The sequence below is a fragment of the Megamonas hypermegale genome (assembly GCF_900187035.1).
Lineage (GTDB): Bacteria > Bacillota > Negativicutes > Selenomonadales > Selenomonadaceae > Megamonas > Megamonas hypermegale.
Map to the genome: position 1 here is coordinate 1,863,145 of NZ_LT906446.1, position 12,268 is coordinate 1,875,412.

13 protein-coding genes and 1 tRNA gene are annotated in these 12,268 nt (G+C 35.9%); all 14 read right to left on the bottom strand.

All coding sequences use genetic code 11. The features are described 5' to 3' along the window. Positions 1 to 3 precede the first annotated feature (3 nt). Complete coding sequence (locus CKV65_RS09040; protein ID WP_027889006.1) at positions 4 to 651, bottom strand: HAD-IA family hydrolase; 648 nt, start codon at positions 649 to 651, stop codon at positions 4 to 6. 70 nt (positions 652 to 721) lie between these two features. Further along, positions 722 to 797: transfer RNA gene (locus CKV65_RS09045), tRNA-Gln, on the bottom strand. A 66-nt stretch (positions 798 to 863) separates the two neighbouring features. Beyond that, the gene (gene hypE / locus CKV65_RS09050; protein ID WP_027889007.1) at positions 864 to 1,874 is read right to left on the bottom strand and encodes a hydrogenase expression/formation protein HypE; all 1,011 of its coding nucleotides are present in this window, start codon (positions 1,872 to 1,874) and stop codon (positions 864 to 866) included. An 18-nt stretch (positions 1,875 to 1,892) separates the two neighbouring features. Beyond that, the gene (hypD, locus tag CKV65_RS09055; protein WP_027889008.1) at positions 1,893 to 2,993 is read right to left on the bottom strand and encodes a hydrogenase formation protein HypD; all 1,101 of its coding nucleotides are present in this window, start codon (positions 2,991 to 2,993) and stop codon (positions 1,893 to 1,895) included. Next, on the bottom strand, positions 2,941 to 3,207 hold the full coding sequence (locus tag CKV65_RS09060; RefSeq protein WP_027889009.1) for a HypC/HybG/HupF family hydrogenase formation chaperone: 267 nt from the start codon (positions 3,205 to 3,207) through the stop codon (positions 2,941 to 2,943). The genes hypD and CKV65_RS09060 overlap by 53 nt, the downstream gene beginning before the upstream one ends. 18 nt (positions 3,208 to 3,225) lie before the next feature. After that, positions 3,226 to 5,514, bottom strand: coding sequence for a carbamoyltransferase HypF (gene hypF, locus CKV65_RS09065; RefSeq protein ID WP_027889010.1), 2,289 nt, complete (start codon positions 5,512 to 5,514; stop codon positions 3,226 to 3,228). Next, positions 5,490 to 5,966 carry a HyaD/HybD family hydrogenase maturation endopeptidase gene (locus CKV65_RS09070; protein ID WP_027889011.1) on the bottom strand — a complete coding sequence of 159 codons (477 nt, stop codon included), beginning with the start codon at positions 5,964 to 5,966 and terminating at the stop codon, positions 5,490 to 5,492. Before CKV65_RS09070 ends, hypF begins: the two co-directional genes overlap by 25 nt. A gap of 1 nt (position 5,967) precedes the next feature. After that, positions 5,968 to 6,642, bottom strand: a complete 675-nt coding sequence (gene hypB / locus CKV65_RS09075; RefSeq protein WP_027889012.1) for a hydrogenase nickel incorporation protein HypB — start codon at positions 6,640 to 6,642, stop codon at positions 5,968 to 5,970. After that, positions 6,642 to 6,983: a hydrogenase maturation nickel metallochaperone HypA gene (hypA, locus tag CKV65_RS09080; protein WP_027889013.1), complete on the bottom strand. Its 342-nt coding sequence runs from the start codon at positions 6,981 to 6,983 to the stop codon at positions 6,642 to 6,644. The genes hypB and hypA overlap by 1 nt, the downstream gene beginning before the upstream one ends. 50 nt (positions 6,984 to 7,033) lie before the next feature. After that, entirely contained in the window at positions 7,034 to 7,276 is a 243-nt protein-coding gene (locus CKV65_RS09085; RefSeq protein WP_027889014.1) for a cation transporter, read from the bottom strand. A 14-nt stretch (positions 7,277 to 7,290) separates the two neighbouring features. Continuing rightward, positions 7,291 to 8,028 carry a cytochrome b/b6 domain-containing protein gene (locus CKV65_RS09090; RefSeq protein WP_036254133.1) on the bottom strand — a complete coding sequence of 246 codons (738 nt, stop codon included), beginning with the start codon at positions 8,026 to 8,028 and terminating at the stop codon, positions 7,291 to 7,293. Further along, a complete protein-coding gene (locus tag CKV65_RS09095; protein ID WP_027889016.1) occupies positions 8,021 to 9,925 on the bottom strand; it encodes a nickel-dependent hydrogenase large subunit in 1,905 nt (634 codons plus the stop codon). The genes CKV65_RS09090 and CKV65_RS09095 overlap by 8 nt, the downstream gene beginning before the upstream one ends. A 6-nt stretch (positions 9,926 to 9,931) precedes the next feature. Next, a complete protein-coding gene (locus CKV65_RS09100) occupies positions 9,932 to 11,032 on the bottom strand; it encodes a hydrogenase small subunit (RefSeq protein ID WP_027889017.1) in 1,101 nt (366 codons plus the stop codon). 362 nt (positions 11,033 to 11,394) lie between these two features. Beyond that, entirely contained in the window at positions 11,395 to 12,267 is an 873-nt protein-coding gene (locus tag CKV65_RS09105; protein ID WP_051177508.1) for a YitT family protein, read from the bottom strand. Between the last annotated feature and the right edge of the window lies 1 nt (position 12,268).

The following is a 12,268-nucleotide window of genomic DNA, read 5'->3' on the forward strand; positions in this document are numbered from 1 at the left end:
TCATCATATTCCCTGCAAAATTTCTTTCGGCGAACCTGCTGTAAAATCCGGCTTAGCTTCCATAAGTTCCTTTTCCGTGCCATAGCCGTACGTAACAGCCATACTTTTCAAATCGAAATTTTTAGCACCGAGTATATCGAATTTCGTATCGCCAATCATCAATACTTCATCCGTATTTTCTATTTTGTTCGTCTTCAATACATAATCAAGCACCTGAATTTTAGTTATGCGGCTGCCGTCCGTCAGTGAACCGCCGATAAAATCAAAGTACTTTTCCAAATCATGCTGCGCCAAAATATTATGAGCGAATTTTTCCGGCTTAGATGTCGCTACCATGAGATATTTTCCTTGATTTTTCAATTGCTGTAATACTTTATCAATACCCGTATACATTTCATTTTCTAAAATACCCTTTGTTTCGTAGTATTCACGAAAAACCAAAACGGCTTCTAAACTTTTTTCAGCTGAAAAACCATAGCATTTTGCAAATTGCTGATTGAGTGGAGGTCCTACAAAACTTCTAAGCACAGCTTCATTCGTTTCATCTATGCCATATTTTTTCAAAGCATATTTAACGGCATTCATTATGCCTTTGCCAGATTCAATCAATGTTCCGTCTAAATCAAATAATATATATTTAAATTTACTCATCGCGCATCTCCATTTCACCTATTTTTATATACAAAAAAACGCCGCTATAAAAGCGACGTAAATTTCTAAATGGCAGGGGTAGCTGGACTCGAACCAACGCATGCGGGATTCAGAAACCCGTGCCTTACCAACTTGGCGATACCCCTATATCTTGCTGACTTATAATATTATATTAGCCTAAATACATTTTGTCAACATCTAAATCGAAAAATTTAACAAATACGCGGTATTTGTTCGCCTTGTGGCATATCAACAATGCGAATTCCACCAACTGCTGTTTTTAGTCCTACTTCACCAATAGCCTTATCTATTACTTTACCAATTACACAAGCATGTTTACCATATTCATACTTATGCATAATGGATAAGACTTTATCTGTATCTTCTGCATTAACGAAAGCAATTAATTTCCCTTCATTTGCTAAATACAATGGGTCAAAACCTAATATATCACAAAAACCACGTACTTCTTCTCGAACTGGTATCGCTTCTTCTTCTAATAATATTCCCACTTTAGCTTGTTCTGCTATTTCATTTAATACAGCAGCTGTTCCGCCACGTGTTGGGTCACGAAGTACAGCGATATTCGGTACAGCAGTAAGCATTTCTTTTACCATATGATTAAGTGGTGCACAATCCGTTTTAACTGTATCTGGCAATTCTAAATTATGGCGTGATGCCATGATAGTTGCCGCATGGTCGCCAAGATAACCGCTCACAATGATATTTTGTCCAGCCTTAGCATTAAGTGGTGAAATATCTACATTATCAATGCGTTCACCCACACCAGCTGTATTGATAAAAATTCCATCTGCTGAACCTTTGTTTACAACTTTTGTATCACCTGTAACGATATAAATTCCAGCTTCATCAGCTGCACGGCGCATAGTAGATACAATCTCACGCAAATCCTTAATAGGGAAGCCTTCTTCTATTATCATGCCTACAGAAATATACTTAGCTACAGCACCTGTCATAGCTAAATCATTTACTGTTCCGCATACAGCTAATTTGCCGATATTTCCACCAGCAAAAAAGAGCGGTTTTACTACATACGAATCTGTCGTAAAAGCTATTTTATTCGTTGATAAATCAAGCTTTGCTCCATCGTGCATTTCACGCAAATACTTATTATCAAAAGCCGGCAATAATACCTCTTTCATCAATTCATGACCTGCCGCGCCACCGCTACCGTGTGCCATCGTTATTATTTCTTCTTGCACAAAATCACCGCCTATCTACTATTCAAAATGGAATGTTCTCGCTCCGTATTTATACCATGCTGCACATGTTCCTTCTACTGATACCATGCACGAACCAACAGCATGCATCGGCGTGCATACTTTGCCAAATAAAGGACATTGTGTCGGTTTTACTAAACCTCTTAATACTTCACCGCAACGGCAACCCGGTGCATCTTTAGATATTTCTTTTTCCACTGGAAGCACTTTTAAAGCATCAAAATCAGCAAAAGCTTCATTGACATCAAGTCCCGAATTTTCTATTTTACCTAAACCGCGCCAATTCGCATCAGACAATTTATATACCATTTGCATGATTTTCTGTGCTTGAATATTGCCCTCATCTTTTACAACGCGTTTATACTGATTTTCTATCTGAGCTCTATGTTCATAAAGCTGTTTTGCTAGCATATACACAGAAGCTAAAATATCGAGCGGTTCAAAACCAGCTACTACGGCTGGCAAATGATAATCTTGCGCTATAAATTCAAATGGCTTTCTGCCTGTTATAACACAAACATGACCAGGCAATAAGAAACCATCAACTTTTACATTATGCTCAGACAATAATGCTTTAATTGCTGGCGGTGTCAATTTATGTGCTGTTAACACATAAAAGTTTTTTATATTCTGCTGTTTTGCAGTAAATATAGTTGCAGCAGCTGTTGGAGATGTCGTTTCAAAGCCAACAGCCAAGAAAATAACTTTTTTTGTAGGATTATCTTTCGCTATTTGCAAGCTATCTAATGGTGAATAAACAACTCTTATATCTGCGCCTTCTGCTTTCACTGCGTTTAAACTAGAAGTTGTACCAGGCACTTTGAGCATATCACCAAAAGTAGCAATGATTACATCTTTTTGACGTGCATAGGCAATAGCCGTATCAAGATAATCATTCGGTGTAACACAGACAGGACAACCTGGACCACTGACAAGTTCTACTTTTTCTGGCAATAATTGACGAATACCCGCGCGAAAAATAGCTACTGTATGCGTTCCACATACTTCCATAAAACGCACTGGTCTATCAATCATTCTATCTATTTCTTTAAGAAAGAAGTCCGCTGCCTGTTTTGTCTGCTTCGCTGTAAGTGTCGCCATCAGGATTTAGCACCTCTTTCAATAATTCACTAGTTATGCGCGCTTCTTCTTCATCAATCACTTGAATAGCAAATCCAGCGTGCATTAAAATATAATCGCCTTCTTTAGCTTCTGGCAAAAGCATCATGCTGATATCACGACGAATGCCTTCAACTTCAACTGTAGCCATCATATCTTTTTTCTCAATAACTTTAGCAGGTACTGCCAAACACATTGCCCTGTCCCCTCTCATTTAAACATTTAAATCCACTAAATCATTTTTATATCGTTTTAAAGCAACAGCGGCTTGTCCTAATGATATTCCGCCATCATTTACTGGCACTTTTTCATTCATATATAAATTAAAATCATGGCTCAATCGATTGTATAATAATTCCATGAGCGTCATATTTAAACAAACACCACCACTGAAAACTACAGTCTTTATGCCCGTATCTATGCCTATTTTATCTATAATATCGCCAATTGCTTGAGCCAAAGTCAAATGAAATGATTTTGCCGAATATCTTAAACCTTTATTCAACTTCAAATCATATAATGATTTATATGTCTGTCTTAGATTTAAAATATACTGCCCATCATCCATACATATATCAAATGGTAAAATTTCTCCGTCGCTATCGTAAGCAGCTCGTTCTAATTCTATAGCAGCTTGTCCTTCATAATTTATCTTATGGCATATTCCAAGCAAAGCCGATACAGTATCAAACACTCTGCCCGCACCTGAAGATAGTGGTGCATTAAGGCCATTTTTTGCTGCTTGAATTAATAATCGCCAATTAGGTTTTAATAATTCCGGATATTTTTCAGCAATTTCATCACCGTAAATATCATACGCTTGATAAAGTGCTAATCGCCATGGTTCTTTCACCGCTTTTGCACCACCTGGAAGTGGCATATATGCAAAATGACCAACTCTCTTATAAGAAAGCAAATCAGCCACCATGAACTCACCGCCCCATATATTACCATCATCACCGTATCCCGTTCCATCTAAAGCTACGCCGATGACTTTTTCATTAAAATCATGTTCTGCTAGTACAGAAGCTATATGGGCATGATGATGCTGTACTTGTACACATGGCAGATTTAATTGCTTAGCATATTTTGTAGAAAAATATTCTGGATGCATATCACAAGCGATTAAATTTGGGCTTATATCGAATAACTTTTTAAATAAAGCAATACTTTCTTTATAAGCATTGTTCACTGCCATATTCTCTAAATCACCGATATGTTGACTTAAAAAAGCTTTATCATTTTTCGTCAGACAAAATGTATTTTTAAGCTCTGGACCACAGGCTAAAACAGATATTTCCTTGCATTTTAAACTGCCTAAATTTATCGGTGCTGGTGCAAAACCACGACTGCGTCGTATTAAAATCGGCTTATCTTTAAAAATCCTAACGACAGAATCATCTACACGCGTATTTATCAAACGATTATGCACTAATTTATAATCAGCAATCTCTTTTAAATGAGAAAAAACCTCTTCATCGCGATATACGATTGGTTCATCGCTTAAATTAGCACTCGTCATCACAAATACATCATCATCATTTAAAAGCAAACAATGTATAGGCGCATATGCGAGCATTACACCTAAATACGCATTATGCGGTGCAACTTTTTCAGCTAAATTATACTGCTCTGATTTTTTTAATAGCACAATGGGAGCTGATGATGATTTAAGCATTTTTTTCTCTTCATCATTTACTTTGCATAGCTTTTTTATAGTTTCCATATTCGTTGCCATTACAGCAAACGGCTTGTCTTCGCGAATTTTGCGCTGTCTTAGTTTAGCTACAGCTTCACTGTTAAAAGCATCACAAGCTAAATGGTAACCGCCAATTCCTTTTACAGCTACAATAGCTCCCTGCTTAATTAAATCATGTGCTTTAGCGATGACATCATCACAAATTATTTCCGTTTCACCAAATAAACGATAATGTGGTCCGCAAATTTCACAAGCATTTGGCTGAGCATGAAATCTCCTATTTAATGGATTTTCATATTCAGCTAAACACTCATCACACATGATGAAATCTTTCATAGTCGTATTTTTACGGTCATACGGCACATCTTGCACTATTGAAAAACGTGGTCCACAATTGGTGCAATTTGTAAAAGCATATCTATATCTTCTATTATTTTTATCATTTATTTCTCGCCTGCAATCATCACATATTGCTAAATCCGGAGAAATAAGCGTTTCTCTTTCTACAGCTTTAGGACTTGCTTTAATAATAAAATCTATCTCTTCGCCACTTAATGGCAAATTCTTTACATCTATATCTGAAACGAATGAGGCAGGTGGAGCTAAAAGCTTTATCCCTTTTAAAAACTGCTCTAACTGCTCACCTTGTGCTTCAATTAAAACGCCTTCACTATCATTTAATACGTAGCCTGTTAAATTATGCTCTTTTGCCAAACGATAGATAAACGGTCTAAAGCCTACACCTTGCACAATACCTCTTACACGAATTTTATACCGTTTTAAGCCCGATATTGTTCTACCCATTTATCAACTACTTCCTTAACTTTTTGAGCTACTGGTTCAATTTTTTCAGCGATAGCTGATGTGAGTTCAGTTCCCATAGATACAACATCTGGTTTTACACCCATAACGATTATTTCATCTACAGGATTATCAGTGAGTTTTAATACAGCTAACATATCATTAACGCCTAAATCATGTACAGACATTTTATTTTTAAAATAAGCGTTCAATTCATCACCTGTAAATTGATAAAAATCACCAACATTGCCATCAATATCGATTGCATCAATGAACAATAATTTTTTAGTTCCAGCGATATATGGCATTAAATCCATACCTAAAGTACCGCCATCGAGAATTTGTACAAAATCAGGATAATTAGTTATTTTTTGCAAGTATTCAGCACATCTTACGCCAAAGCCTTCATCTTGCATGATGATATTGCCGATACCTACAACTGAAATATCTGCCATTTTATTTTCCCCTATTTAATCGTTCTTGTTTTTTCTTAAATTCACTGCGAATAAAATCACACCATTTATCTATCCCTTGACCATTAGAAGCAGCTGTTTCCATGATTTCAAGCTGTGGATGAATGCATTTTAAATCGTGCTTTGCGCTTTCCATATCAAAATTAGTAAATGGTAAAATATCTACTTTATTTAAAATAGCGGCTTGTGATTCCTTAAATATAATCGGATATTTTAAAGGCTTATCATCACCTTCTGTGATACTGAGCACTGTAACCTTCATATCTTCGCCTACGATAAATTCAGCAGGACAAACGAGATTACCTACATTTTCAATAATCACTACATCAAGATTTGCCAAATCTAAATCATCTAATACTTCTTTGACCATCGGTGCATCTAAATGACAGCCACCATTTGTATTAATTTGAATTACTGGCACATTATGCTGTGCTATTCTATCTGCATCTTTATCAGTAAATAAGTCGCCTTCGATTACTGCCAAGCGCAAATCACTTTTTAAATTAGCAATTGTCTTTTCCAATAAAGTTGTTTTTCCTGAACCTGGTGAACCTAATAAATTTATCGCTAATACACCATTTTTATCAAACAATGCTTTATTTTCACTTGCTACCATATCATTTCTGCCAAGAATATCTTGCATTACAGGTATATCCATTATTCCGCCTCCAAAGACTCAACTCGAAGCTCTCGCCCTGATATAATCTCCATGCGCAAAGATTTACATTTGGGACAAGTAAAATTATATCTTTCAACTTTAGTTTCATTTCCACAATCCATGCATTTAGCTACCAATGGTATGTGTTTCAAAACAAGTTTTGCATTTTCTGCTTTCGTTCCTTTTGATAATGATTCAAAACAAAATTCTAGCGACTCTGGTACAACGCCTGTCATTTCTCCAACTAAAATCGAAATTTCTGTTACTTTTTTCGCTTCATTTTTATCCGCATAACTGAGAACAATATCTAATATTCCCTCAGCTAATGCCATTTCATGCATAATAACAATAACAAAACAGCCGGGAAATTAACCCGGCTGTTTAATTCTCCTTATAACAAAGCAGTTAACCCACGCTGAGAAAATTCAGCAGTCAACTGAGTTAGCGGTGTTTTTGCAGGATTATAATTAATCGTTGTTTCACCGTTATGCGCATGAATATGAACGTTATATACTCCCGGTAAACCTAATAAACTTTCTTTAAGTTCTTTAGCATTTTCCTTTGTATATCCTTCAACTTTAAATCTTAATTTATTACCTTTTCCACCAAAAAGGCAACCACAAGTAAGACACATTAATGAACATCTCCTTAGTCTTCAGCAATCTTACCGTCTTTATCTTTAAGGTCATCAATATCGGATGGAACATGTGCTAAAGTTTTTGCACCAGAGAACATACTACCTGCTTCACCTTCACGTTCCATAAGGTCAGCTCTAAATACCATATAAACATGACCCATAGCAAAGAATATGATAAACCAAGCAAAGCAATGATGTACCCAGTGGAAAATCATTTCACCATACATACCAATAGACCAGCCAAAAATCGTTGCAGGAAGTCCTGTTGAATTTGGCATAAAATACATAGCAAAACCTGTTACAATTTCAACTAAAACCATAACATATAATGCTAAATATGAACCACGAGCTAATGGATTACGCAAATATGGCTTATGAGAATACTTCAATAAGCTATAGTGAAGCCCTACTTCTACCATTTCTTCCATATATTTTGTTGTCCAGAATTTAGGAAGTAGACGGTCGCCTCGATTGATAATCCAACCATAAATACGCAATACAAAAGATGCTGTAAATATAAAGCCCAGCAAGAAATGTACATTACGTACTAAATCCAAAGATAAACGCCAATCTGCTAAAGCTGGTTCAACCCCAGGACCACCAGAAACAGGATCCATGATCCAAAGACCAGTTACAAATAAACCAGCTATGCACCATACCATAATCCAATGAAATATTCTAAGAAACGGACTAAAAATATAGTACTTTCTTAATTGTCCTTCTGGATGAATAACTTTTACTCTAGCCATTTAAACCACCCCTAATATAAGGGTCAGTATTAACTGTTGTTATTGTTCTTCCCTTCGCATCATATAAGTGAGTAGCACAAGCTATACATGGGTCAAAAGAACGTACAGCTCTAACAATTTCCAATGGTTTTTCAGGAATTTTTACAGCGGTTTCCATCATAGTGCGTTCAAAAGCACCACGGCCAGCAACTTCATCACGTGGGCAAGCATTCCATGTTGTTGGTACTACTGCCTGATAGTTACTACATTTTTTATCTTTAATTGCTACCCAATGGCTAAGAGCACCACGTGGAGCTTCATATAAACCTACGCCTTTTACTTCTTCTTCTGGCCATGTGGAAGGTTTCCATTTTGTAACATCAGCAGTATCTGTATCACCTGCAGCGATATTCTTAACAAGTTTATCGAAGAAGTATTTATTCATGCAAGCATTAAGCTGTGCATCTAAACCACGAGCTACTGTACGACCAAGTGTTGTTGGAAGCCATTTTTCTGGAGCTACATTGAGTAAACGAGAAATAGCATCTACTTGGTCTACCATCATTTTTTCAGCCCAATTTGGTTGAATGAGATTTTGTTTAACTTTTGTATAAACGATAATATAACGAGCAAGAGGACCAACTTCAGCTGTTTTTCCGCGCCACATTGGTGTTTTAATCCAAGAATATTTACCTTGTTCATTGAGTTGTTCCCAATGACTCTTATTACCATTTTTATCACCAGTATATTCAGCTTCAGATTTTCCATCCCAAGGATGAAGAGCATCGCCATCTTTATACCAAGAATGAGTTGTTGTTTCTGTCAATACTTCAGGGTCTTTCAAATCGTCAGAAGTAATATCTGTTACTTTTGCATTCATAACGCCAGCGCCAAAGTTTTCAACTACGGCATTGCAACGTATCATAATCTGACTAAACCATTCGCCATTACCATTAGCTACGCCATTAAATGGTTCTTCTGGGAATGCACCAAAACCAAGTACACGGTCTTTAGCAAGTCCGCCACCATCAAGACCAGCACCTTTTTGTGCACAAATATGACCAATTGCTAAGAGGTCAGGTAAATAGAAGTTATTTACTAAATCCATGCCTAATCTAATAGCAGTATCTACAGCAGCTAATCTTTGGCTATTTATTGGAGCATTCATTTCATCCATAGAAATAGCGCATGGCATACCACCTACAACATAATGAGGATGTGGGTTTTTACCACCAAAAACAACATGTGGAATAACAACTTCACGCTGTTTATCGAGCATATTAAGATAATGAGCTACAGCCATTAAATGAACTTCTGGAGGAAGAATTTGATAATCTGGATGATCCCACCAGTTAGCAGCAAAAATACCAAGCTGTCCGCCACTAACTAATGCTTGTACTTTATCTTTTACAGCCTGAAAATAAGCTGGTGTTGCTTTAGGAAATTCTTTTGGATATGCAGAAAAATCATAATCCATAGGACCTGCAAATGGTAATTTATAATTTGCAAGTACTGTATTTTGCAAATTAGCTGTTGCTGTTGGGTCAGCTTTTAAAGCTTCAATAGGACTTACCCAGTCTAAGGCATGTAAATGATAAAAATGTACTAAATGGTCATGAACAGTAAGAGTTGCTGCCATGATATTACGAATGTAGTTTGCATTTTTAGGAATTTTAATGCCGAGTGCATCTTCAACCGCACGAACACAAGCAAGAGAATGTGAACTTGTGCAAACTCCACAAATACGTTGAATATATGCCCACAAATCGCGTGGGTCACGATTTTTAGCTATTACTTCTAAGCCTCTCCATGCAGTACCACTAGAAATAGCATCTGTTACTTGATTTCCTTGTACTTCAATTTCTACACGTAAATGACCTTCAATACGTGTTACTGGGTCTACTACGATATGTGCCATTATTTATCAACCGTCCTTTCTTTCTTTGTTCTTTTCAAGCGCATCTCTTTTCTTTTTCTGAATAGCTGAAGTAGCTGCATGTCCTGCAATACCTACAGCCATCGCACCAAGAGCTACAGCACCAAGTGTATCTACATTACCAAGACCTAACATATTAGCACCTGGAACTTCTGGCATACGTTCATAAAGTGGATCTTCATCCCAGAAGTTTTTATTTGTACAACCGATACAACCCGCACCAGATTGAACAGGATAAGAAAGACCATTATACCAACGAAGATTACCACAAGAACTATAAGTTTCAGGTCCACGGCAACCTAATTTATAAAGACACCAACCTGCTTTTGCGCCTTTATCATTGAAATCTTCTGCAAAAAGACCAGCATCAAAAAATGGACGACGATAGCAAGTATCATGAAGACGATTACCAAAGAACTGTTTTGGACGACCTTCACTATCAAGAGGCGGTAATTTACCAAACATAGCATAGTGAGCAATAACGCCTGTCATTACTTCTGGAATTGGTGGGCAACCAGGTACATTTACAATTGGTTTATTTCCAATAATATTAGGTACACCTGTAGATTGAGTAGGATTTGGACGTGCTGCCTGAATACCTCCCCAACATGAACAAGAACCATAATTAATAATAGCAGCGCAATGAGCAGCAGCTTCTTTTAATTGGTCAATAAAAGCATGACCACCTACCATACAATAGCCAGAATCAGCTAATGCAGGTACTGCACCTTCTACAGCTAAAATATACTGTCCATCATATGCTTTGATAATTTCCTGTAAATGTTGTTCAAAAGGCTGACCACTAGCAGCTGCTAATGTATCATCATATTCAAGCGCAATCATATTAAGTACAACATCAGAAGCCATTGGTGCACCTGAACGAATAAATGCTTCTGTACAACCTGTACATTCATGACCATGCAACCACACAACAACAGGTAATCTTTTTTCAGCAGCTTCTACAACATTAGATAACATTGTAGGTGCAATTCCAAGCATTGCAGCCATTGCTGTGCATGCTTTGATAAAGGAGCGTCTACTCATTCCTTTTTTCTGGTACATGTCCCAAATAGAACTATACTTTTCCACAATATCCCTCCTAGATAAATTAAAATACTAGACCTGTTTTTCGCCCATAAAAATGCACGTAAAAAAATATTAGACCCAATATTTATATAAAAAAAATAATAAAAATATTATTCTTTTCCTAAAAAACCATTTCCTTTAATGTATAAAATTATGTACAAAATTTTATAATTTTTAACTATATTGTCATATATATTTATTATTATTATTAAACATTTTATAAAGTTTTCTTATACCTGTATTATAGTTCTGTCCTCGTTATATCGTCAAGTTTTTTCCTCATTAAAAAATTTGTTTACCTTATTAAATATAATAATAAAAAATCTTCCATAATAATTTATAAATAATTTATACATCATTTAATTTTAATGGCCTTTTTTTCGACGTAATCTGCCTCCAACAATATCACTTACAGGATTAATCGTTATAAATGCAGATTCATCTACATCTAGTACAATACTTTTTAAACTATCAATTTCTAAACGAGTAACAATACAGTATAAAATTTTACGCTTTTCTTTAGAATAACCACCTTCACCATGCAAAAGCGTTACACCTTTATCCATTTGTTTCATTAATTTATCAGCAATTTCTTCATGTTGAGATGTCACTATCATAACTGCATACGTTTCTTCTAATCCCTTAATTACCACATCTATCATCTTAGAAATTACAAAATAAGCAACAAGAGAATACATTGCTTTATCCCAACCAAAAATAAGACTTGCACTACTCAAAATAAATAAATTGATGAACATTACTATTTCACCAACAGAAAAAACTGTTTTTCTATCTGTTATAATTGCCACTATCTCTGTTCCATCAAAAGAGCCACCATTTCTGATAACCAGTCCAACACCTGTACCTGTTATAATACCCCCAAATACCGCCGCTAAAAAGAAATCATTTGTCACTGGCAAAACGGGTAAAAAGATGTTTGACCAAAACGATAAGCAAATGATGGAAAATGTTGTAGCTATAGCAAACGGCTTTCCTATATATTTATATCCTAAAAATAAAAATGGCAAATTAATCACAATTAAAAGTACACCAAAAGGAATGCCCGTTACCGCACTTAACATGATTGATATACCAACAACGCCACCATCAATAATATGATTAGGAATTAAAAATACTTCTAGTCCCACTGCTGCTATAATAGCACCTATAAATAAATATAAATATTTTCTTACATAAAGACTTATTTTTCTTTTTTTCTGTATTGTATCACTGCCCAAT

Excerpts from the sequence above, each read along its gene's own strand:
- CKV65_RS09040 (WP_027889006.1), bottom strand. The coding sequence starts at position 651 with ATGAGTAAATTTAAATATATATTATTTGATTTAGACGGAACATTGATT.
- hypD (WP_027889008.1), bottom strand. The coding sequence starts at position 2,993 with ATGGCGACACTTACAGCGAAGCAGACAAAACAGGCAGCGGACTTCTTT.
- CKV65_RS09060 (WP_027889009.1), bottom strand. The coding sequence starts at position 3,207 with ATGTGTTTGGCAGTACCTGCTAAAGTTATTGAGAAAAAAGATATGATG.
- hypF (WP_027889010.1), bottom strand. The coding sequence starts at position 5,514 with ATGGGTAGAACAATATCGGGCTTAAAACGGTATAAAATTCGTGTAAGA.
- CKV65_RS09070 (WP_027889011.1), bottom strand. The coding sequence starts at position 5,966 with ATGGCAGATATTTCAGTTGTAGGTATCGGCAATATCATCATGCAAGAT.
- hypB (WP_027889012.1), bottom strand. The coding sequence starts at position 6,642 with ATGGATATACCTGTAATGCAAGATATTCTTGGCAGAAATGATATGGTA.
- hypA (WP_027889013.1), bottom strand. The coding sequence starts at position 6,983 with ATGCATGAAATGGCATTAGCTGAGGGAATATTAGATATTGTTCTCAGT.
- CKV65_RS09085 (WP_027889014.1), bottom strand. The coding sequence starts at position 7,276 with ATGTGTCTTACTTGTGGTTGCCTTTTTGGTGGAAAAGGTAATAAATTA.
- CKV65_RS09090 (WP_036254133.1), bottom strand. The coding sequence starts at position 8,028 with ATGGCTAGAGTAAAAGTTATTCATCCAGAAGGACAATTAAGAAAGTAC.
- CKV65_RS09095 (WP_027889016.1), bottom strand. The coding sequence starts at position 9,925 with ATGGCACATATCGTAGTAGACCCAGTAACACGTATTGAAGGTCATTTA.